The following is a 22,146-nucleotide window of genomic DNA, read 5'->3' on the forward strand; positions in this document are numbered from 1 at the left end:
CGAGCAAGCCCGCTCCCACATTCGATCGAGTTCCATTGTTGGAATGCAGTCGAATGTGGGAGCGGGCTTGCTCGCGAAGGGGCCCTCAGGAGCACCGAAAATCAGGCAGCGAGCAACCAAACCCCGGTCGCCGCCGAAGCCGCACCCGCCACCCGCACCAACGGCGCAGCCGCCGCCGGCAGGAAACGCACCACGGCATAACCGGCAGCATGCAAAACCGCCGTCGCACCCACAAACCCTATGGCATACGCCCACGGGCTGGACATGTCCGGCAGCTCCAAACCATGGGCCACGCCATGGAACAGTGCAAACAGCGCCGTCGCCGCCACCGCCACGAACAACGGCGGCCGCACCGCCAGCGCTACCGCCAGGCCCAGCGCCAGCACCGACGCGGCAATCCCGCTTTCCAGCGCCGGCAGTTCCAGCCCTTCAAAGCCCAGCATCCCGCCGATCAGCATGGTGCCGACAAACGTGCACGGCAGCGCCCAGCGCGCCGAGCCTTTTTGTTGAGCGGCCCACAGGCCCACGGCGACCATTGCCAGCAAGTGGTCGATGCCGCCCAGCGGGTGGCTGATACCGGCCACCAGGCCGTTGTCGCCATGGCCGGGGTGGGCGAAGGCGAGGGCGGGAGTGAGCAGCAAGGCTGCGGCAGCGAGAAGTGTATTGAGGCGCATGGACAGGCTCCTTGTGGGGGTTGATCAGGCTGCGGTCAGCAAGCCCTGGCGTTCGATGAAGGCGACGATTTCTTCCAGGCCGACGCCGGTTTTCTGATTGCTGAAGACGAAAGGTTTACCGCCGCGCATGCGCTGGGTATCGCTGTTCATCAGTTCCAGGGATGCGCCTACCAGCGGCGCCAGATCGATCTTGTTGATCACCAGCAGGTCGGATTTGCAGATTCCCGGCCCGCCTTTGCGCGGCAGCTTGTCGCCGGCCGACACATCGATCACGTAGATGGTCAGGTCCGACAGTTCCGGGCTGAAGGTGGCCGACAGGTTGTCGCCGCCGGATTCCACCAGGATCAGGTCCAGACCGGGAAAGCGACGGTTGAGTTGGTCGACCGCTTCGAGGTTGATCGAGGCGTCTTCGCGAATCGCGGTGTGGGGGCAGCCGCCGGTTTCCACACCGATGATGCGCTCGGGCGCCAGGGCCTGGTTGCGCACCAGGAAGTCGGCGTCTTCGCGGGTGTAGATATCGTTGGTGACCACCGCCAGGTTGTAGCGATCACGCAGGGCCAGGCACAGGGCCAGGGTCAGGGCGGTCTTGCCGGAGCCGACCGGGCCGCCGATGCCGACGCGCAGGGGTTGGGTGTTCATGTGATTCTCCAAGATAAAGTGCCCTAGGAACGGAACAGGCGGCTGTACTGGCGCTCATGGGCCATGCACGCCAGGGACAGGCCAAACGCGGCGCTGCCGTAGTGATTGGGGTCAAGCTGGCTGGCGTCCTGCTGGGCTTGTTGCAGCAGCGGCAGCAGTTCGCTGGTCAGGCGCTGGGCGGCTTGTTGGCCCAGAGGCAGCGTCTTCATCAGCACCGCCAATTGGTTTTCCAGCCAACTCCACAGCCAGGCGGCCAGGGCGTCATCCGGGCTGATCTGCCAGGCGCGGGCGGCCAGGGCCCAGCCCAGGGCTAGGTGCGGTTCGGAGCGCTGTGCCAGGAACTCTCGGGCGGCGTCATCCAGCTCCGGTAAACCGTTCAATAGCTGGTGCAGGGAATAGCCCATCTGCCGGCTTTCCTGATAAAGCTCGCGGGTTTCACGGCTGGCGCGGTGTTCCTCGCACAACTGCGCGAGGCGTGGCCAGTCCTGTTCGGCGGCGGCCTGGCAGTGGGCGAGCAGCAGCGGCGCTTCGAAGCGCGCCAGGTTGAGCAACAGTTGATCGCTGATCCAGCGCCCGGCACTTGCCGGGTCGGTCACGCGGGCTTGCTCCACGGCCATTTCCAGGCCCTGGGAATAGCTGTAGCCACCAATCGGCAGCTGCGGACTGGCCAGACGCAACAGCGCCCAGGCTGGGTTCATAGGCGTACGCCGAACTGGTGCAGCTTGGGCGGGTAGTTGAAGTCTTCGTCGCCATGGCGGGAGTGGTGGTGGCCGCCGCCATAGGCGCCGTGTTCCGGCTGGAAGGGGGCCTCGATGGTCTCGGTCGTCGCGCCCAACTGATCGAGCATGGCCTTGAGCACGTAGTCATCGAGCAGGCGCAGCCAACCGTCACCCACTTGCAGCGCCACGTGGCGGTTGCCCAGGTGATAGGCGGCGCGGGTCAGTTCAAAGGCATTGCCGCAGGTGACGTGCAGCAGTTGTTCAGGCCGGGCGCACACGCGTACGACACGTCCGTCTTCAGCCTGTAGGAATTCGCCATCGTGCAGCGGCGGTTGGCCGCGCTCCAGAAACAGGCCGACGTCTTCTCCGTCGGCACTGAAACAGCGCAGGCGGCTTTTGCTGCGGGCTTCGAAATTCAGCAGCAACTCTGCGGCCCAGACGGGTTGGGGGGCGATTCGGCGGTGGATCACCAGCATCAGAAAGCTTCCAGCTATGAGCGATGAGCAAGCTAGAGCAAGGGTCTTGCCAACCACGCGGGGAGTAGGAATTCCCTGTAGGCAGGCGACTTGTGCCACCTGATGGCGCAGGAAATTATTCCAAAATGTTTCATTTTGGTGCGTGGTTGGATTTATAGCACCGGATTCGGGCGCTCGGCGTTGAATTCCATTGCTTGGTGCATGAAATTTCTTTCATCTTTTATGAGTTTTGATTGCTTGGGACTTTTCCTACGCACTTGCAGGATTTGCCGTGCGTTGCGTTACGCGCTGTTTCATTAGGATTCCGCTCCGTATTTAATCTTCAGCGGTTTCCACCATGTACAAGTCATTTTTCTGTTTACTCATTGTCAGTTTGTCGCTCGCCATTTCATCTGCTTCGGCCAACCTTCAGCGTGCCCCGGCATTCGCGCCGCCACCTACTATCGACAACGTGATCGACCGCGCCCACGAGCTGTTGGGCACGCCCTATAAATTGGGCGGCGCTTCGGTGAAGCAGGGCTTCGATTGCAGCAGCTTCCTGGTGTACCTGTTCAAGACCGAAGCCAACATTCATCTGCCTCGCACCACCTCGGCGATGCACCGCTCAACCGCGGCCACGGTCAAGCGCAATGCGTTGCAACCGGGTGATGCGGTGTTTTTCAGGGGCAATGGGCGCGGCCAGGTCAGCCACGTTGGTCTCTATATAGGAGAGGGCAAGTTCATCCACTCGCCACGCACGGGCAAAAGCGTGCGCATCGACTCACTGGCCAACAGCTATTGGAACCGGAACTACACCACCGCCAAGCGTTTTCACACCGTGCGCTGAGTTATTCGGTGCTGCCCAGGCCTTGCCAATGCTTGAGGCCGATAAAGATGAAACGCAGCTGCTGGGTGATCTTGGCTTGTGGCGTGAGGTGCGCAGGCAGCGCTTCGGCGGGCGGGTCGATAATGTCGGGCAGGGTGGCGAACACGCTCTTGACGATCAGGTCGGCCATCACGTGCAGGCCGTCGGCATCCAGGTGCTGGAGCTTGGGCATCAGGGTCAGGTCGGCGGCGAGGTCGCTGGCGATGTCTTCACGCAGGGCACCAATGGCTTGGCGAACGGCGAGGCTGCCACCGTATTGCTCGCGGGCCAGGAACAGGAATTGCGAACGGTTGGCGGCGACCACATCCAGGAAAATCCGCACGGAGGCATCGATGATGCCGCCCATCACGAATTCGTTGTGGCGCACCAGGCGAATCGTCGCGCGAAAGGTCTGGCCGACTTCGCTGACCAATACCAGGCCCAGCTGATCCATATCGGCAAAGTGACGGTAGAAACCGGTGGGCACGATGCCGGCGGTCTTGGCCACTTCACGCAGGCTGAGGCTGCCGAACCCACGGCCACACTCCATCAGATGGCGGGCTGCGTCCATCAGGGCGAGTCGGGTCTGTTGCTTCTGTTCGGCGCGGGGCAGCATTGGCAGGCGGGCTTTGTGGACAAGGACAGCGACGCACTCTAGCAAATCAGCTTTGCCAGCGTCGAACTTCAAAAGGGAGAAGGGCGTTGCGGTTCACACAAAGTCAAAGCCCGATCGGCTGATCGGGCTTTTTTCCAGGGCCAGCACGGGCTTAGCTCTGTGCTTGATGCAGTTCTGCCAGACGGTCAGCACCGCCTTCCACTACGCCGTCAGCATAAGCGCGTTTGTTGGCGCGGCTCGAACCATCTTCAACCAGGCCTTTCTGTTCCAGACGATCACGACCACCTTCGGCAACAGCATTGCGTTCCATCAGGCGATCAGCGCCACCTTCAACCAGACCTTTCTGTTCCAGACGGTCACGGCCACCTTCAGCAACGCCTTCGGTGTAAGCACGTTTGTTGGCTTGTTCAGAACCGTTTTCAGTGATGCTGCCGTTGTAGTCGGTGTTGTTCTTGTCCGAAGCGCCGCTGCGAGCCAGGGTTTGGCTGAAGTGGGAAGCGTCGGCTTTCACTTGTGGGGTTGCCTGTTCAGCAGCTGGCAGGGCAAATGCGCTGGTGGCCAGGAGGGAAAGTGCAAAGCTTGCGAGTATTTGGCGTTTCATGATGGGTTGCTCCTTGGGAGGGCGATAAATTGGGTACAGGGCTAATGCTACTCTTGATAAGTCGATATAAAAGTTCATAAACACAATGGTAATAATCAACAGAATTGATTGTTCCCTGCGAAGGCTCTATCTCGCAGGTCTCAAGCCCGCGCTTTTGCACCGAGGTGGGTATTTTCGACACGAACGTGGGTAACAACGGTGCGTCGTTGATGATTGAAACTGTCTGGTTGGTCAGGAAAGGCGGTTTTTATGAGGAATTCATCAATGGGGTTAAACCCCCGCGCCGTTTGTCAGTCGTAGCCATATAAGCTGTAGTCAAAACGCGCGCCGCAAAGCGCCCGCTCAGTCGTAACCTGGAGTCCTGTGCAATGACGCGCACTCGTAAAATTCTCGCCTGGAGCTGCGCCAGCTTCGTTTTGTTAATCGCCATTGTGGTGTTGGTCCTGGTGTTCTTTGACTGGAACCGGATCAAGCCGCCCCTCAACGCCAAGGTCTCCGAAGAGCTGCATCGACCGTTTGCCATCAATGGCAACCTGGCAGTGGTGTGGCAGCGCGAGCCCGATGAGGGTGGCTGGCGCGCCTGGATTCCGTGGCCCCATGTGATTGCCGAAGACCTGACCCTGGGCAATCCCGACTGGTCGAAAGCCCCGCAGATGGTCACCCTCAAGCGCGTGGAGTTGCGTATCTCGCCCCTGGCGTTGCTGGCCCAGCGCGTGGTGATCCCGCGTATCGACCTCACCGAACCGAGTGCGCAGTTGCAGCGCCTGGCCGATGGCCGCGCCAACTGGACCTTCAAGTTCGACCCCAAGGACCCGAATGCCGAACCGTCCAACTGGGTGGTGGACATCGGCGCCATCGGCTTCGACAAAGGCCATGTGACCCTCGACGACCAGACTCTCAAGACCCAGCTCGACGTCGTGATCGACCTGCTCGGCAAGCCGATCCCCTTCGGCGAGATCGTCGGCGATGCCGACGCCAGGAAAGCCCTGGAAAAAGGCTCGGCGCCGCAGGATTACGCGTTCGGCCTCAAGGTCAAGGGCCAATACCACGGCCAGAAACTCGATGGCACCGGCAAGATCGGTGGCCTGCTGGCCTTGCAGGACGCGGCCAAGCCGTTCCCGCTGCAAGCCCAGGCCAGGATCGGCGACACCAGCATCGCGCTGGCCGGCACCCTGACCGACCCGATGAACCTCGGCGCCCTCGACCTGCGCCTCAAACTCTCCGGCAGCAGCCTGGGCAACCTGTACCCCCTGACCGGCGTGACCCTGCCGGATTCGCCGGCCTATTCCACCGACGGCCACCTGATCGCCAAGTTGCATGAGGCCAGCGGCGCGTCGTTCCAGTATGAAAACTTCAACGGCAAGATCGGCAACAGCGACATCCACGGCAACCTCGGCTACGTCGCCAGCCAGCCGCGGCCCAAGCTCACCGGGGCGCTGGTCTCCAACCAGCTGTTGATGACCGACCTGGCGCCGCTGATCGGCGCCGACTCCAACGCCAAGCAAAAAGCCCGTGGCGGCGAAAGCAAGCAGCCGGCGACCAAGGTGCTGCCAGTGGAAGAGTTCCGCACCGAGCGCTGGCGCGACATGGATGCCGACGTCGAATTCACCGGCAAACGCATCGTCCACAGTGCCGAATTGCCGTTCACCGATCTCTACACTCACCTGGTGCTGAACGACGGGCAGTTGAGCCTGGAGCCCCTGCGTTTCGGTGTGGCCGGTGGCAAGCTCGACGCGCAGATTCGTCTCAACGGGCGCACCACGCCGATGGAAGGCCAGGCCAGACTCACCGCGCGCAACTTCAAGCTCAAGCAGCTGTTCCCGACCTTCGAGCCGATGAAAACCAGCTTCGGTGAGCTCAACGGCGACGCGGACATTTCCGGGCGCGGCAACTCCGTCGCGGCATTGCTTGGCACGTCGAATGGCGATCTGAAGATGTTGATCAACGACGGCGCCATCAGCCGCGGACTGATGGAAATCGCCGGGCTCAACGTCGGCAACTACGTGGTCGGCCGCCTGTTTGGCGACAAGGAAGTGAAGATCAACTGTGCGGCCGCAGACTTCGGCATCAAGTCGGGCCTGGCGACGACTCGCCTGTTTGTGTTCGATACCGAGAACGCGATCATCTACATCGATGGCACCGCGAGCATGGCCAGCGAGCAGCTTGACCTGACCATTACCCCGGAGTCCAAAGGCTTCCGCCTGTTCTCCCTGCGCTCGCCGTTGTACGTCAACGGGCCGTTTATCAAACCGAATGCTGGCGTGAAGGCGGTGCCGCTGATGCTGCGTGGTGCGGGCATGGTTGCCTTGGGTGTGATTGCCGGCCCGGCGGCGGGTTTGCTGGCGCTGGTGGCACCGAGCGGCGATGAGCCGAACCAGTGTGCGCCGCTGCTGCAACAGATGAAGGAAGGCAAGGCACCTAAAACAGTGAAAGGCTAGCTGACAAAACCGTGAACCAAATGTGGGAGCGGGCTTGCTCGCGAAGGCGGTGGATCAGTCAAGAATGTTCCGACTGACCCACCGCCTTCGCGAGCAAGCCCGCTCCCACATGGATTTTGCGGTGTTAGCTGTGTTAGTTACAGGTCCTTCAGAATATCCGCCATGTCGTCGGCGTGTTCTTCTTCCTGGGCCAGGATGTCTTCGAAGATCCGGCGAGTGGTCGGGTCTTTGTCACCGATGTACTGGATGATTTCGCGATAGCTGTCTACCGCGATGCGCTCGGCCACCAGGTCTTCGTAGACCATCTCCTTCAGCGTATTGCCGGCCACGTACTGCGCGTGGGAATTCTTCGACAGCAGGTCGGGGTTGAACTCCGGCTCGCCACCCAACTGCACGATACGCTCGGCCAACTTGTCGGCGTGTTCGGCTTCCTGGGTGGCGTGCTCGAGGAATTCCTCGGCGGCGACATGTGCCTTGACGCCATTGGCCATGAAGTAGTGGCGCTTGTAGCGCAGCACGCACACCAGCTCGGTGGCCAGCGATTCGTTGAGCAGACGCAGGATTTCCTGGCGGTCGGCGTCATAACCTTCGGTCACGGCACCGTTTTCGACGTTCTTGCGGGCGCGGTCACGTAAAGTGGCTACGTCAGACAAATGTGAGTCAGTCATCTCATTCTCCTGGTACTAATCCGGTTTTGCGCCACGCTCTGCCGGCGTGATCGCTCCAAGTTGTGAGTCCCAGGCAACGCAAAAAGTTTTATCGGATTTTACAGAGCGTGCCCCGACAGCCGCGCTTCCTCCTGCAACCACTCAAAAAACGCCCGGACCGGCGGGTGCCGTTCCCGTCCCGGTACGCACAGGGCGCTGTAGCCGGCGCCGTTGACGCGGACCTGTGCCCGGTAAGGCACCAGCAACCCGCTGGCGACGCTTTCCGAGACCAGGATATTGCTCGCCAGCACCAGGCCCTGGCCGGCGATGGCCGCTTGCAGGGCGTAGTGTTCTTCGTCGTATTCGCGCAGCGGCGAAGCGGATTGCAACCAGTCTTCCCCGGCCTTTTCGCACCATGCCTGCCAGCCCAGGGCGTACAGCCTGGAGTTGTGCCAGCGCACGCTGATCAGGGTCGGGGTGCGCTCGCGCGCCAAGGCGACTTGTTCGGGGGAGCCATACACGGCGAAACATTCGTCGAACAGGCACAAACCGTAGAGGTTCGTGTAGTCGTCGATGCTGTAGCGGATCACCAGGTCGACGCTGGCATCCTGCTGTAAATCGACCACGGCGCAGTTGGTGTCCAGGCGCAGGCTGATATCCGGATGGGCGGCATAGAAGCGCCCGAGTCGCGGCACCAGCCACAGAGCGGCAAACGCCGGCGTAGTGGAGAGCGTGAGATTGCCGGCGCTGCGTTGCGGGCGCAGGGTGTCGACGCTTTGCGCGACGTCCAGCAAGGCGCCGTGCAAGCTGTGGAACAGGCGCTCGCCGCGTTCCGTCAGGCGCACCTGGCGCGGCAGGCGCTCGAACAGCGGTACGCCGAGCCAGGTTTCCAGGGAGCGAATCTGATGGGACACCGCCGTCGGCGTGACCGACAACTCCTGGGCGGCGGCCTTGAAGCTCAACAGGCGCGAGGCCGATTCAAAGGCGCGCAGGGCGGTCAGGGGCAGCGAGGCAAACATGTGTGGCTCCATGGATGAATTCAGTTCATCCAAAACAACTATTGCTCATTTGTGAGGGTGGCCGCTCGGCTCTAGATTTATGCGCAACAGAGGTAGCCATTCAGGTTGCCTGAGTCTAGCGTGTGAAGGCCTACAGATGAAAAAAATTCTTGCGATCCATTCCAGCCCCCGCGGCGAACGTTCCCACTCCCGGCGCCTTGCCGAGGTGTTCCTGGCCGCCTGGCACACCGCCAATCCCGACGCGCAGCTGACCCGCCGCGAAGTGGGCCGGGCGTCTATCCCCCACGTCAGCGAAGCGTTCATTGCCGCCAGCTTCCACCCGGAGCCGCAGGCGATGCCGTTGTCCATGCACGCCGATTTGCAACTGAGCAATGAGCTGGTAGCCGAGCTCTTCGAGCACGAACTGCTGGTGATTTCCGTACCGATGTACAACTTCGGGATTCCCAGCGGCCTCAAGGCCTGGATCGACCAGATCGTGCGCATGGGTCACACCGTGGATATCACCCAGGACAGCCAGGGTATCGCCCAGTACCAGCCGTTATTGTTGGGCAAAAAGGCCTTGATCATCACCAGTCGCGGCGGCAGCGGCTTTGGCCCGGGCGGGGAAAACGAGGCGATGAACCACGCCGATCCGCACCTGCGGACCGCGTTGGGGTTCATCGGTATTGAAGATGTCACGGTGATCGCCGCAGAAGGCGAGGAGTCCGACCCGAGCGTTTTCCGCCGTTCCTGCGATGCAGTCGAAGGGCAACTGCGCGACCTGGCCGGGAGCTTCTGAAGTGTCGTGGCTTTTCCTGCTGATCGCCGCCGGCTTTGAGGTGACCTTCGCCATGGGCATGAAGTACGCCGATGGTTTCACCCGGCTGTGGCCATCGCTGGTCACCGTCATCGCGGCCGTGGGCGGGATCTACTTCCTGACCCTGGCCATGCGTGAGTTGCCGGTGAGCGTGGCCTACCCGATCTGGACTGCCATCGGCTCACTGGGCACGGTGTTTCTCGGTTTCGCGTTGCTGGGGGAGAGCCTGACGCTGATCAAGCTGGTGTCGGTGGGCTTGATCGTCGCCGGTGTGGTGGGGCTCAAGTAGCTTCCTGCGCGCTGACATTGCTGCGAACCGGCGTCGTCCAGCGCTCCGACAAAATCACCCCGCCCAGGGTCAGCAAGCCGCCCACCAGGTGATACATCGCCAGCTGCTCTTTCAACACCACTGCGGCAATCAACGCGGTGATCAGCGGCAGCAGGTTGAAAAACAGCGTGGTGCGGCTTGGGCCGAGGGTCTTCACCGAATGCATCCAGGCCAGCGGCGCGAGCATCGAGGCCAGCAGGCAGGCGTACAGCACCAGCGGGATATTCGACCAGCCAAGGCCGGCCTTGTCGGAGAGCAGGAACAGCGGAAACAACACCACCACCGCCACCAGCACCTGCAGGTACAGCAACACCAGTGGCGGCAAGCGCAGCTGCCATTTTTTCAGCAGGGTGCTGTAGACCGCGTAGGCGAGGGTGGCCACCAGCATCATCGCGTCACCCATATTCAGCCCGTGTTGCAGCAGGGCGCTGAGACTACCGGCGGAAACCACCACTACCACGCCGGCAAACGACAGCACGGCACCGGTCAGGGCGCCGAAGGTCAGGCGCTGGCCAAGGCTGATGATTGCGGCGGTGAGAGCCATCAGTGGCATCAGCGAGAGGATAATGCCCATGTTGGTGGCCGAGGTCAGGTTCGCGGCGTAATACGCCAGGCTCTGGTACACCGCCATGCCCAGCACGCCGAGGATGAAGATCTTGCCCAGGTTGGGACGAATCAGCGGCCAGTTGGCGATGACGGGTTTGAGCATGAACGGGGTAAACAGCAGGCCGGCCAGCAGCCAGCGGTAAAAACCGATCTCGGCAGGGAAAATCGTCCCCACCGCGAGTTTGTTGACCACGGTATTGCCGGCCCAGATAAAAATGGCCAGTAACGGATAAGCGTATTGCATCGAAAAGAACCAGTTGCGTCTATGAGCGGTGATTATCCTTTGTCTGGATCGAAGCCTATACTTCGATCCAGCCATCCGACCTTTGTATCCAGACAACATGCTCAAGAAGTACATCAACCTTCCCGATTTTGACCAGTTACCGGCCCCGGTGTATTTCCGTTATTCGGAATTCGAGGCTGACACCCATGCCAGTGCGCACCAGCATGCCTGGGGTTCCCTGGACTACTCGGCCCGTGGCGTGATGCGCTTTGAAGTGGCCGGCAGTCGCTTTATGTCGCCGCCGCAATATGCGGTATGGATCCCACCCAACACCCAGCACAGTTCCTACAACGCCCAGGCGATCGTCTACCGCTCCGTATATCTGGCGCCCGCCTTGTGCGAGCAATTGCCGGCGCAGCCGTGCACCCTGACCATCAGCGATATCCTCAAGGCGATCCTCAGTGATTTCGCCGAGCGTGACGTCAACATTCCCGAGAACGAAGCCGACGTGCGCCTGGCCCAGGTGCTGGTAGACCAGCTCAGGCAGGCGCCGGTGCACGATTGTTTCCTGCCGTATGCCAGCCATCCCGGGTTGCTCAGTGTGCTGGAGGGCATGCAGGCCGACCCTGGCGATAACCGCGCGCTGGCCCAGTGGGCGCAGCAGGTGCATGTCAGTGAGCGCACCCTGGCGCGGCAATTTGTGCGTGAGCTGGGGATGAGCTTCGGCGAATGGCGCCAACGCCTGCGGTTCCTGGCGTCGATCGAAGCGCTGGACAGCGCGCGCAGCGTCCAGGAAGTTGCGTTTGACCTGGGCTACAGCACGGCCTCGGCGTTTATCGCGATGTTCCAGCGCCAGGCCGGCTGCACGCCGGAGCAGTATCGCCGGACCCATATACGCGGCAGGAAGGTGTAACAGGGTTTGACTACACTGCTGGGGAGGCCGTGCCCCTCGGCACGGTAACAGGGAGAAAACTCCATGAAGATGCTGCGTATTCCGCTGTTGATGATGGGCCTGCTGCTGTGTTCCCAAGGCTTTGCCGCGACTGCCGCACAGACGGCTCAGCAACAAAAAATGACTACTTGCAACGCCGAAGCCAAGACCAGTGGCAAGACCGGTGATGATCGCAAGGCGTTCATGAGCAACTGCCTCAAGGCGGCCCCGGCGGCCAACGACGCCAAGACCCTGACCCCCCAGCAACAGAAGATGAAAGATTGCAACGCCACCGCGAAAACCCAGGCGCTGACCGGCGATGCGCGTAAAACCTTTATGAGCACCTGCCTGAAGAAATAATGATGCAGAACTCTGTGGGCGCTGGCTTGCCTAAGATTGCGACCTGACAGTCGATGCCTTTGTTGGCTGACCCACCGCCATCGCAGGCAAGCCAGCTCCCACATTGGACCGCGTTTAGACTTCTCGCTTGATTCACCCAACGCTGGCAGACTGCCCATCCTTTAACGCCGTTCGTTTTGAGGCTGTATGCCAACGTTTTCTCAGCGTCACGTGTTGTTGTTGGTCAGTTGCGTGCTGATTTTTGGCGGGCTGCTGCTGGTTTTGCCATTGAAGTTGCTGCCGAGCCTGCTGGCCGGGCTGCTGGTGTATGAGCTGGTCAACATGCTCACCCCGCAGTTGCAGCGGTTGATCGAAGGCCGGCGTGCGCGCTGGTTGGCGGTAGCCTTGCTGGGGACCTTGATCGTCAGCATCCTGACCCTGATCTTTGCCGGGGCCATCAGCTTCCTGCTGCACGAAGCGGAAAACCCCGGGGCTTCCCTCGATAAGTTCATGGGCGTGGTCGACCGTGCCCGCGGCCAGTTGCCGCCGTTCCTCGACGCCTACCTGCCGGCCAGCGCCGCCGAGTTCCGCGTGGCCATCGGCGAATGGCTGAGCAAACACCTCAGCGAACTGCAACTGGTGGGCAAAGACGCCGCGCACATGTTCGTGACCTTGTTGATCGGCATGGTGCTGGGGGCGATCATCGCCCTGCAACGGGTGCCGGACCTGACCAAGCGCAAACCCCTGGCGGCAGCGCTGTTTGATCGCCTGCACCTGCTGGTCCAGGCCTTTCGCAACATCGTTTTCGCGCAGATCAAGATCGCCGCGCTGAACACCGCGTTCACCGCGATCTTCCTCGCGGTGGTGCTGCCGTTGTGCGGGATCCACCTGCCGTTGACCAAGACGTTGATCGTGCTGACGTTCCTGCTGGGCCTGCTACCGGTGATCGGCAACCTGATGTCCAACACCCTGATCACCATCGTGGCCTTGTCGCTGTCGATCTGGGTGGCGGTGGCGGCGTTGGGCTACCTGATCGTGATCCACAAGGTCGAGTACTTCCTCAACGCGCGGATCGTCGGCGGGCAGATCAGTGCCAAGTCGTGGGAATTGTTGCTGGCGATGCTGGTGTTCGAAGCCGCGTTCGGCCTGCCGGGGGTGGTGGCGGGGCCGATTTATTATGCGTACTTGAAGAGTGAGTTGAAGCTGGCGGGGATGGTTTAGGCATTGATGTTGCCTGGACTGGCCCCTTCGCGAGCAAGCCCGCTCCCACATTTGACCGAGTTCCAACTTTGGAATGCAGCCGAATGTGGGAGCGGGCTTGCTCGCGAAGGGCGCGCCACGGTTTCAGCTAAAACTCAGTAGCCGTAGCGCTTGCTGGCCTCAATCGCCAGACCACTGCCAATACTGCCAAAGATGTTCCCTTCCACATGCTGCGCATTCGGCAGCATCGCCGAGATGCTGTGGCGCAGCGCCGGAATCCCGCTGGAACCCCCGGTAAAGAACACCGTGTCCACCTGGGCCACGTCCACCGAGGCGTCGTTGAGCAGTTGCGTCACCGCATTGCGCACCCGCTCCAGCAAGCCATCGATGGCCGACTCGAACAGCGCCCGGCTCAATTCCACGCTCAACCCCGGCTCGACCCGGTCCAGCAGCACATGGCGGCTGTCCTGCCGGGTCAGCTGAATCTTGGTTTCTTCCACTTCCATCGCCAACCAGTGCCCGGCGCGCTGTTCGATCAGGTTGAACAGGCGGTCGATGCCACCCGTGTCCTCGATGTCGTAGCGCATGCTGCCCAGCGCCAGCTTGGATTTCTGCGAGTACACCGAGTTGATGGTGTGCCAGGTCGCCAGGTTCATGTGGTGGCTGGTGGGCATATAAGCGCCGCTCTTCATGCGGCTGCCGTAGCCGAACAGCGGCATCATGCCGGCCAGCGAGAGCTGCTTGTCGAAGTCGGTACCGCCGATGTGCACACCGCCGGTGGCGAGGATGTCGTCGTGGCGGTTGTCGATCTGGCGGCGCTCGGGCGACAGGCGCACCAGGGAGAAGTCGGAGGTACCCCCGCCGATGTCGACAATCAGCACCAGCTCTTCTTTCTCGATGGTGGACTCGTAGTCGAAAGCCGCGGCAATCGGTTCGTACTGGAAGGAAATGTCCTTGAAGCCGATCTTGCGGGCCACGTCCACCAGGGTGTTCTCGGCTTCCTGGTCGGCCATCGGGTCGTCGTCGACGAAGTACACCGGGCGGCCCAGCACCACTTCGTCGAACTCACGCCCGGCGGTGGTCTCGGCGCGGCTCTTGAGTTGGCCGATAAACAGCGCCAACAGGTCGGTGAACAGCATGGCCGTGCCCAGTACGCTGGTGTCGTGCTTGATCAGCTTGGAACCCAGCAGGCTCTTGAGCGAGCGCATCAGCCGGCCTTCGTAGTTTTCCAGGTACTCGTGCAGGGCCAGGCGACCGTACACCGGGCGGCGTTCTTCGAAGTTGAAGAACACCACCGACGGCAGCGTGATCTTGTCGTCCTCCAGCGCGATAAGCGTTTCCATGCCGGGACGAATCCAGCCGACGGTGGAGTTGGACGTGCCGAAGTCGATACCGCAGGCACGGGCTGGGGATGGGTTTTTCATGTCAATCGGGTTCCGGTTGAAAAACGGCCGCGCAGTGTATGCCACCCGCGTGCAGATGCGTAGGCCGACTATCCGCTAAATACAACGCACTTGTTACCTTGAAAGCCCGGCCTTTGCCCCCAAATCCTCCCCATACGGTTGGTGGCTGCAGGATTCTGCCCGCAGCGCCGATAAACTTCTGACGCACCCTTCGGTCACAAGATTGAGATCGGTCAATCCAGACGCCGCAAACAGGCGCATGCTGTGACGCTGGCAGTGCGATATCGATAATGGATGGTGATGCCTCCGATGGACTTCAAAGACTATTACAAGATTCTCGGTGTAGAACCCACCGCTGACGACAAGGCGATCAAGGCCGCCTATCGCAAGCTGGCGCGCAAATATCACCCGGACGTGAGCAAGGAAAAGGACGCCGAAGCCAAGTTCAAGGACGCGTCCGAAGCCTATGAAGCGCTGAAAAGTGCCGACAAGCGCGCCGAATACGACGATCTGCGCAAATATGGCCAGCATGGCCAGCCGTTCCAGGGCCCGCCAGGTTGGCAGAGCCGTGGTGGCTATGGCGGCGGTGGCCAGGACACCGGCGACTTCTCGGACTTCTTCAGCTCGATCTTCGGTTCGCGCGGCAATGGTTTTGGTGGTGCCCAGGGCCGCAGTGCCGGGCGCCGGGGGCAAGATGTGGAAATGGAACTGCCGGTCTTCCTCGAAGAGACCCTGTCCAACGAGTCCAAGCAGGTCAACTTCCAGGTGCCGCAATACAACGCGGCCGGCCAGCACGTCAGCAACACCACCAAGAGCCTGAACGTGAAGATCCCGGCCGGTGTGGCCGACGGCGAGCGCATCCGCCTCAAGGGCCAGGGCGCGCCGGGGATTGGCGGTGGTGCCAATGGTGATCTGTACTTGATCATCAAGTTCGCGCCACACCCTAAATTCGATGTGGAAGGTGAGAACCTGATCATCACCCTGCCACTGGCCCCGTGGGAGCTGGCGTTGGGCACGGAAGTGGCGGTGCCGACCCTCACCGGCAAGATCAACCTCAAGGTGCCGGCCGGCAGCCAGAACGGCCAGCGCATGCGCGCCAAGGGCCATGGCTTGTTGAACAAGGCCGGGCAGCGCGGTTACCTGTTTGTGCAACTCAAGGCGGTGATGCCGAAAAACACCGACGACGAGGTCAAGGCGTTGTGGCAGGAACTGGCACAAAAAGCCGCCTTCGATCCAAGAGAATCATGGAGTAGCTAACGATGAGCAGTCCCCGTTTGGTTCAAGTGAACATGGCAGAATTCTGTGAGGCCACCGACCTGTCGGTGGCCTACGTGATCGAAATCGTCGAGCACGGCATCGTTGAACCGGTGGGGACCAGTCCCGAGTCCTGGCGCTTCACCGATTACGAACTGGCCCTGGCCAAGCGCGCCTCGGCGCTGCAAAAGGACCTGGAGCTGGAATGGGAAGGCGTCGCCCTGGCGCTCGACCTGCTGGAAGAGGTCCAGCAACTGCGGGCCGAGAACCAGATGCTCAAGCAACGGCTGGGGCGGTTGGTGCAAACGCCCTGAATCCATCAGGTGATGCTGCAGCGCGCCTTGCACGGCACCCAGTCGCGCAGGGTCAGCGAGCGAATCAGTTGCGCCTCGTGCACGGCCAGTTGCAGTTGCACATTTTCAGCCTGGGTTGCGTATGCCTCATCACTGAGGGCGCCCGCATCGTGTTCCTCGGATAACGCATTCAAGCGCACGTCATGGGGCTCCCTCAGGACTCTGAACTCATCGTCATAATGGTTGCGAATAAAGGCCTGCCAGAATTCGCGGCCTAACAGCGACTGTACGAGCTTCTTGGAGTTGTCCAGTTTTTCTATTGTGATGGCGGCATTATTCAGGATCTGCGGCGCTACCTGTCCCGTTGCGAGGTAGCGGGCATCGTTGGGCTGACCGGGCAGGCCGAGGCGGCGGGCCAGGCCCATGCGATAGGCCAGGCGAATTTCAACATCTTCCAGTTTTTCCAGGGCGGCGACTTTTTGTTCAGGGGTCATGGTCGACGTGCGAATCATGCCTTCTCGAACCCGAATGTCTGCGCTGGCTAATTTTTCCACCTCGTCCAGGCGAAAAAGACCTTTGGCCAACGTGTAGAGTGCCGGTCCCGCCTCGCCATCGGCGGCATAGCGCGTGGCTTGCCACGTCAGCACCTTGGTCTCCATGTCACTGAACACCAGGGCCGACCGATCGCCGCAGCGCGGGTCACCCGCCAGGTTGAACAGCTCTTCACGCAAGCCATCGTCCCGGGCCGCATAGAGCAATTGCCACAGGCGCGATTGCAGGTCGGTATGGCGGCTGCGGTACTCCGCCGATTCTTTGAGGTTGTCGAGGATGTCGAGGAAGATCTGCGAACCGGGTTTCTCGGCAATCGACTCCCACAGGCTGCGTCGTACGTCGATTTCCTCGGGTGACAGACCATCCATCCAGTGCTGGTATGCCGGCTCCGGTGTGTCGTCCACGATCTGTTCTTGAGGCGCGTGAACCTCGACTGTAGCGGGCTGTGGCGCCCGATAACGCATCGCGCCGGGCTGCCGGCCCGCTGCTGCCTCGCGGTGGAGCAAGGTTGCATTGCTCCAATACTCGACCAACTGCCTGCGGGCTTCGGTGCTCAGCGGGTTGCCGTCGATAAAGGTGACGTTGTTGACGTAGATGAATGCCTCGGCCTCCTCGGGCAGCGGGTTGACCAGGGACTCGGGCAACTGCGTGATGCGGTTCTGCGCCAGGTTAACGATGTCCAACGCCTGATGTGGCCCCAAGCCCTGCGGCCACTCGGTGATCCCGGTGTTTTTCAAATTCACCCTACGCAGGTTCGGCAGGGTTGCGAAGTTGGGGGTACGCGCCAGGGCGTTGCGGCTCAGATTGATGATCTTGAGTGAAGTGAGCCCCTCCAGCAGATCCACGTCGGCCTCGCTCAGGGAAAGTTGGTTGCTCCTGAGGTCCAGGCGGGTAAGCCGAGTCATCCGGGCAACGCTGGGCGGGATTGAACGCAACTCTCCGTACGACAGGTCGAGCCAACGGGTGTGACTGAAGTGGCCGAGAAACTCATCCAGGCCGTATACGGATTGCATGTCCTGAAGCTTGATTGACCCAACGTGGCTGAAATCTGCTTCCAGCGCAGGCAAGTCGCCGACTCTCAAGCCGAGTGCTTCAAGGGTGTAGCCGGCGGGAGAACCATCTTGGGCCAGCACTTTGGGAGTCATGCGCCGCCAGCACGCCTTGAGGTCTCGAGCGAATTGCTGGCGATGGTTGGCATCCCCTGCACGCAGGTTTTCGCTGTCGGCAGCCACCAGGAACCGTTGTGTGGCCCAGGCGTTCAGTTGGGTGCTCAAGGTTTGCCACTCGCCTTCCAGGCGCGTCAGTTCAGCCGGCGCCCCGTCGCCTGCGTGCAATACGAATTGCTCGTTTTCCTCCTCGCTGTAGCCGGGAAACAGGTCCCTTATCCGCCGCATTTCGTCGGTGTGGCTCAAGGGTACTTCGAAGGCGCCAGGCTGGCCGCCGTTGCGCCAGCCCGGGCGAGTTTGTGCCAGGCGAGCGATGTACGCCCGCATCTGCTGATTGGCTTGCGGGGTGAATGGGTTGTCACGCAGGCGGGTCATGCGGTTGAGACGGATGCTGGCTTCCACGTTTTCGGGGGCTGGGTTGAGCAGGCTGTCGGGCACCGCGCTCAGGTGATTGCCGGACAGGTCGACTTCTCTCAGCTCCGGCAGTTCCAGCAGGCCTGTGGGCCACTGATTGATCCGGGTGTCACGCAGCTCCAGCTTGCGCAGTCGTAGCAGCGGGCTGAAATCCGGCAGGGTGCCCAAGGGGTTGTCGTTCAGGCACAGTTCTTCCAGGCGGCTCAGGCCGGCCAGTTGGCCGGCGCTGATTTCGCTCAGGCGGATGGCATTTTTCGACAGGTCCAGGTGCGTCAGCGCCTTTATGGCCGTGATTGCTTCGGGCAGTTCGGTCAGCGTATGGCGTCCGATACCGCCGACTTGTTTGAGGGTCAAACGTTTCAGATTGGGGAAGTTGCCAAGGAACTGCCCGGGGCCGTCGCTGAAGCTCACGTAGTCGAGAACCAACTCCTCGACATGGCCAAAATCGGCGTTGAGTTTGGGCAGGTTCACCTGGGCGCTGATTTCCAGTCGGCGCCCGGTGTAGGCCCCGGCACGGTCCACGGTCTGTCGGCGCCAGCAATCTCTCAATGCATCGGCCACTGACTGCTCCCGGCCTCCCGGGTTTACCTCAAATGGACGCCGGCTCGTATCTTCTCGGGCACTGCGATTCACCCAGTCCTTGAGTGCGCGTTTGAGGGCGGCGTACTGGTCTTCCCGGCGCGTCAATTCAGTGCGCGCATCGCTCCCGAGGGTCTCGATGAAGGCTGTGGCCTGCTCGTCGCTGAACCCAGGATACAGCTTGCGCACCCGCGTATGGGTGCTGCGCAATTGAGTGAGTTTGTGCAGCGGGGAGCCGCCCCGCAGGCGCAGGTCTCCTGCCAAGGGTTTGCGCAGCATCGGGTATTCCAGCAGCACCGAGCGCAGCTCGTCCCGGGCCAATGGCGTTTGTCGCACCCGCTGCTTCAGGGTGCCGGCGTCCCGTGCGGCTTCGCCAAGTGCTCGACGCTGGCCCTGTTCAAGGCGTGCCAGAACGGCGCCATACAGGTCGGTGGCGCCGAACGCTCCGTCTTCACCCATCGCCAGCACCAACGGCTGTGCGTCGGCCTCTGGGCCGACGGCGTCGATCAGGGGGCCCTGTTCGCTGCCCAAGCGGATTTCTACCCGCAGGCTCGGGTCCCAACCCGGCAAGCTGGGCAGGGTATGCAGGGCCAAGCGCAGGCTGTCCTGGCTCTGCAGGGTGTCGAGGAACAAGCCTTCATAGGCCCGTGCCATGCGCACTTGCTGCTGGCTTTCGCGCGCCAGGGCGGTGAGCCTTGGTGACAACTGCTGATGGCCACTCAGCGCAGTTAAATCCGCGTCCGTGGCGGTTTCCAGCAACTGCCTGGCAACCTCCGCCGGCAGGCCGGAAAACCTGTCCATGAGCTGCTGTACCGGGGGCGAGCGAGTCAGGTTATGGGCGCGGTAATCCGCGTCGAACAGCGAGGTCCGACTGTCCCGGGCAGCCTGGGCAACTTCGCGGCGCCACAGCATCGTCTGTTCGTCCAGCCCCCGGGGAGTCGGGTCGAGGACCGCCGGATAGGTCAAGCCTCGGTGCGCCACCACGCGCTCGGTGATCGCCGGGTCGGCCAGCGCATAATCCAGCGGGTCGTCACTGCCCATCTTCTCGATAAACGTCTCGATCCGCTGATGGATGCCAAAGCGCGCCAGGCTGTCGCTCAACAGGACGGGCGGCGGTTGCAGGTCCACATGCAGTTGGCGCAGTTGATCGGCGCGAGTGCCACTGGCCAGGCGTGCCTGTTCCAGTTGTGCGTCGCTCAAGCCCCGGGTGCGACAACCCAGGCGGCGCATCAGCGCCGGGCCGTCCCAGGTCAGTGGTTCTTCGCCTTCATGCAGCCAGGCGCCCGCGCCGTTATGCGCCACCTGCGGGGCATAAGCGTCGGAGCGTGTGGGGTGTTGTATGCGATAGGTGTCGCCGTCGGGCTCGGGTTTGATGGCATACAGTTGATCGTCGAGGGGCAGCAGCGGCTGCTGGTCGTGGCTGTGCAAGCCCAGGTCATCAAACGTGGCGTCCTTGGGCAATACGACGGGGCTGCGATAAGGCGTAAGGTCCGGCTTCCACAGCCGCTGCTCGCCACCTGGCAAACGCACCGGCTTGAGCCCTTGTACCAACGCGGGTGTAGGCGGCGCAGCGAGCTTTTGCAGGCCTTTCCCCGCGCCGGCCAGCAGCGCCATGGCGGCCAGGTTTTGCGCGACGTCGAACCAGTGAGCCTTGGCCGTGTCACGGTCGCCTTCGCCCCAGTCGATCACGCCTTCGAAGGTTTCGTAGAGCAATTGGCCCGCCATGGCGGCCAGCATGATTTCGCCGAGCACCGGGACGAACGCCAGTCCCAGGCCGAGCACGGTAGCGCCGGCCTCCAGCCAACGGGCGATTTTTTGCCCGCGCACCCGGGCGTCGACATCGGCGGTGGGCACTGCCTGGTCGCGCGCATCGCCGAGGGCCTTGTCGCGGCCATGCTCAAACAGGTTGGCCCACAGGTCGACGTTGTCAGCCCACAGGCCCTGTCTTGAGACCACCATCAGGTACAGGTCGGGAGCGCCCGTCTTCACCACCCTGCAGCCGGCTTTCGGGGGCGGAAGCGACTGGGGCATGACCGTCGTAGTCAATACCGGGAAGGCCAGTTGCAGCATTGTCTGGGTCACCGGCGAACGCGCTACTGCGTCGACGGCGGCGGTGGAGTCCGCAGCGGGTTCGGTAAACCGGTTGAAGAACGCCGGCTTGTCATGCTCATTGAGAAACTGGCTGAAAAAATGCTGGTAGCTCGTGGGCGTCGGGCGGTTGTTATTGCCGGATTCGCTTGGCGCTTTGTCGCGCGCCACCCACTGGCGGTTCAGTTCGGTTTTCAGCGCATCAAGGCTGTTGTAGCGCTTGAGCGGGTGCTCCGGATCGTGGGGCAGGTAGACGATGAAGTCGGTGGCATAGCGATATTTTTCCACCGGTGTAAACACCACGCTCCCCATGAGCGCGCGGTCCATCACGCTCAGGCAACTGAACCACACCGGCTTGCCGCCCAGCGTCGGGTTGCGTTCGCCGTCGACCACCTTGAGCACCATGGTGAAGTCATCCGGGAGAATGTCCTGCTTGAGCAGCGCCAGGTACGCCGCAGCCCTGAGGGCATCCTTCTGGCTGGTGATCACGGCGTCGCGCAACCGGGTGGCGGCCGTCTCGTCGGTGGGCAGTAATGTTTCCTTGAGGTGCGCCTGGTAGCGGGCACCCACGTCCAGCGTACGGCACAGCCTGATAAAGGCGGGTACGGTCAGCGCCGGGCTGATCCTGGGAGAGGCGCCTTCCCGGTCCGGGTATTGGGTGAACCCGGAGGCAGGATCGAATGCGCCGTCTTCACCTTCACTGGCTTCAAAGTTATGCAGGGCAGCCTGCACCAGCGACACCTCCAGTACTTTGTATTCGCCGGCCTTGATCCCCAGGGTGCCGAGCCTCAGCGGCTCATACAAACGAAGAGAGGTGCCTTCGACATCCACGGTGAGGTTGAATTGTTCTTTCAGCGCGCCGTTGAGCAGGCCTATGGCGAAGGGCTTGAGTGCCTGGACGTTGGCCAGGTGTTTATCCACCGCGTGTTGGGATTTGAAACTGGTTTCATTGAACCCCTTCAAGGTTCTTCGCTGCAGCGGCGACAAGCTGTCCATCCACTGCGCCTGTTCGAGCCTGGCCTGTTTCAACGCTTCTATGCGGTGGGCCGGCGCCTGTACCAGCCAGTCCGGAATGGCCTGGCGAATGAACGCACTGTTGTCGTCGGAAGATGAGAGGGGAGTAACGGAGGGGGCATCCTGCATGGGGGCATTCCTTTGGGTAAGCAAAGGAAAAAGGCTACTGAAAACCGCTGTGGATTAATAAGTCGAAAAGCCGCTGGATAGCACGCAATAGTTAACGCATCGGCCCCGGATTACCTATGGATCGACGACTTAATTACCCCATGGAAATCCCCCCGTGT

The 22,146-nt window shown here is 61.7% G+C and carries 20 protein-coding genes; 9 read left to right on the plus strand and 11 right to left on the minus strand.

The genetic code is table 11. The features are described from left to right. Positions 1-101: 101 nt before the first annotated feature. The 4 genes from HX807_RS02380 to ureE are packed head-to-tail and all read right to left on the minus strand — an operon-like array spanning position 102 to position 2,508. Positions 102-674 carry a HupE/UreJ family protein gene (locus HX807_RS02380; protein WP_087692463.1) on the minus strand — a complete coding sequence of 191 codons (573 nt, stop codon included), beginning with the start codon at positions 672-674 and terminating at the stop codon, positions 102-104. Positions 675-698: 24 nt separating this feature from the next. After that, positions 699-1,313: an urease accessory protein UreG gene (gene ureG, locus HX807_RS02385; RefSeq protein ID WP_003217431.1), complete on the minus strand. Its 615-nt coding sequence runs from the start codon at positions 1,311-1,313 to the stop codon at positions 699-701. 23 nt (positions 1,314-1,336) lie between these two features. Beyond that, positions 1,337-2,011, minus strand: a complete 675-nt coding sequence (locus HX807_RS02390; protein ID WP_003217429.1) for an urease accessory protein UreF — start codon at positions 2,009-2,011, stop codon at positions 1,337-1,339. Beyond that, positions 2,008-2,508, minus strand: a complete 501-nt coding sequence (gene ureE, locus HX807_RS02395; RefSeq protein ID WP_008439076.1) for an urease accessory protein UreE — start codon at positions 2,506-2,508, stop codon at positions 2,008-2,010. The genes HX807_RS02390 and ureE overlap by 4 nt, the downstream gene beginning before the upstream one ends. A 337-nt stretch (positions 2,509-2,845) precedes the next feature. On the opposite strand from ureE, the gene HX807_RS02400 reads away from it, so the two are divergent. After that, on the plus strand, positions 2,846-3,334 hold the full coding sequence (locus tag HX807_RS02400) for a C40 family peptidase (protein ID WP_003217425.1): 489 nt from the start codon (positions 2,846-2,848) through the stop codon (positions 3,332-3,334). A 1-nt stretch (position 3,335) separates the two neighbouring features. Here the strand turns inward: HX807_RS02400 and HX807_RS02405 are convergent, their stop codons facing one another. Further along, entirely contained in the window at positions 3,336-3,968 is a 633-nt protein-coding gene (locus HX807_RS02405; RefSeq protein WP_003217423.1) for a TetR family transcriptional regulator, read from the minus strand. Positions 3,969-4,119: 151 nt separating this feature from the next. Continuing rightward, complete coding sequence (locus HX807_RS02410; RefSeq protein ID WP_003217421.1) at positions 4,120-4,569, minus strand: hypothetical protein; 450 nt, start codon at positions 4,567-4,569, stop codon at positions 4,120-4,122. A gap of 368 nt (positions 4,570-4,937) precedes the next feature. On the opposite strand from HX807_RS02410, the gene HX807_RS02415 reads away from it, so the two are divergent. Beyond that, positions 4,938-7,007, plus strand: a complete 2,070-nt coding sequence (locus HX807_RS02415; protein ID WP_177049131.1) for an AsmA family protein — start codon at positions 4,938-4,940, stop codon at positions 7,005-7,007. A gap of 137 nt (positions 7,008-7,144) precedes the next feature. Here HX807_RS02415 and HX807_RS02420 read toward each other — a convergent pair whose 3' ends face one another. Next, positions 7,145-7,675 (minus strand): bacterioferritin, encoded by a 531-nt coding sequence (locus HX807_RS02420; RefSeq protein ID WP_003217418.1) that lies wholly within the window; start codon positions 7,673-7,675, stop codon positions 7,145-7,147. Between the two features lie 98 nt (positions 7,676-7,773). Beyond that, complete coding sequence (locus HX807_RS02425; protein ID WP_134325651.1) at positions 7,774-8,685, minus strand: LysR substrate-binding domain-containing protein; 912 nt, start codon at positions 8,683-8,685, stop codon at positions 7,774-7,776. A 124-nt stretch (positions 8,686-8,809) separates the two neighbouring features. Between HX807_RS02425 and HX807_RS02430 the strand changes: the two genes are divergently transcribed. Both HX807_RS02430 and HX807_RS02435 read left to right on the plus strand, forming a co-directional pair. Then, a complete protein-coding gene (locus tag HX807_RS02430) occupies positions 8,810-9,451 on the plus strand; it encodes an FMN-dependent NADH-azoreductase (RefSeq protein ID WP_177049133.1) in 642 nt (213 codons plus the stop codon). A gap of 1 nt (position 9,452) precedes the next feature. Beyond that, on the plus strand, positions 9,453-9,758 hold the full coding sequence (locus tag HX807_RS02435; protein ID WP_102367994.1) for a multidrug efflux SMR transporter: 306 nt from the start codon (positions 9,453-9,455) through the stop codon (positions 9,756-9,758). On the opposite strand, the gene HX807_RS02440 is transcribed toward HX807_RS02435, so the two are convergent. Then, on the minus strand, positions 9,751-10,647 hold the full coding sequence (locus HX807_RS02440; protein WP_087693122.1) for a DMT family transporter: 897 nt from the start codon (positions 10,645-10,647) through the stop codon (positions 9,751-9,753). The genes HX807_RS02435 and HX807_RS02440 overlap by 8 nt on opposite strands. A gap of 97 nt (positions 10,648-10,744) precedes the next feature. Between HX807_RS02440 and HX807_RS02445 the strand changes: the two genes are divergently transcribed. The 3 genes from HX807_RS02445 to HX807_RS02455 all read left to right on the plus strand — a co-directional run bounded on the left by HX807_RS02445 (position 10,745) and on the right by HX807_RS02455 (position 13,117). Continuing rightward, positions 10,745-11,539, plus strand: a complete 795-nt coding sequence (locus tag HX807_RS02445) for a helix-turn-helix transcriptional regulator (protein ID WP_003217407.1) — start codon at positions 10,745-10,747, stop codon at positions 11,537-11,539. Positions 11,540-11,602: 63 nt separating this feature from the next. Beyond that, positions 11,603-11,917, plus strand: coding sequence for a PsiF family protein (locus HX807_RS02450; RefSeq protein ID WP_003217404.1), 315 nt, complete (start codon positions 11,603-11,605; stop codon positions 11,915-11,917). 186 nt (positions 11,918-12,103) lie between these two features. Then, the gene (locus HX807_RS02455; protein ID WP_003217402.1) at positions 12,104-13,117 is read left to right on the plus strand and encodes an AI-2E family transporter; all 1,014 of its coding nucleotides are present in this window, start codon (positions 12,104-12,106) and stop codon (positions 13,115-13,117) included. 134 nt (positions 13,118-13,251) lie between these two features. Here the strand turns inward: HX807_RS02455 and HX807_RS02460 are convergent, their stop codons facing one another. Then, complete coding sequence (locus tag HX807_RS02460; protein WP_177049134.1) at positions 13,252-14,520, minus strand: Hsp70 family protein; 1,269 nt, start codon at positions 14,518-14,520, stop codon at positions 13,252-13,254. Between the two features lie 288 nt (positions 14,521-14,808). Between HX807_RS02460 and HX807_RS02465 the strand changes: the two genes are divergently transcribed. Both HX807_RS02465 and HX807_RS02470 read left to right on the plus strand, forming a co-directional pair. Beyond that, the gene (locus HX807_RS02465) at positions 14,809-15,756 is read left to right on the plus strand and encodes a DnaJ C-terminal domain-containing protein (protein ID WP_008439071.1); all 948 of its coding nucleotides are present in this window, start codon (positions 14,809-14,811) and stop codon (positions 15,754-15,756) included. Positions 15,757-15,758: 2 nt separating this feature from the next. After that, entirely contained in the window at positions 15,759-16,067 is a 309-nt protein-coding gene (locus tag HX807_RS02470; RefSeq protein ID WP_003217397.1) for a chaperone modulator CbpM, read from the plus strand. A 5-nt stretch (positions 16,068-16,072) separates the two neighbouring features. On the opposite strand, the gene HX807_RS02475 is transcribed toward HX807_RS02470, so the two are convergent. Then, a complete protein-coding gene (locus HX807_RS02475) occupies positions 16,073-21,988 on the minus strand; it encodes an NEL-type E3 ubiquitin ligase domain-containing protein (protein WP_177049136.1) in 5,916 nt (1,971 codons plus the stop codon). Between the last annotated feature and the right edge of the window lie 158 nt (positions 21,989-22,146).

This window comes from Pseudomonas sp. D8002 (assembly GCF_013385695.1).
GTDB lineage: Bacteria > Pseudomonadota > Gammaproteobacteria > Pseudomonadales > Pseudomonadaceae > Aquipseudomonas.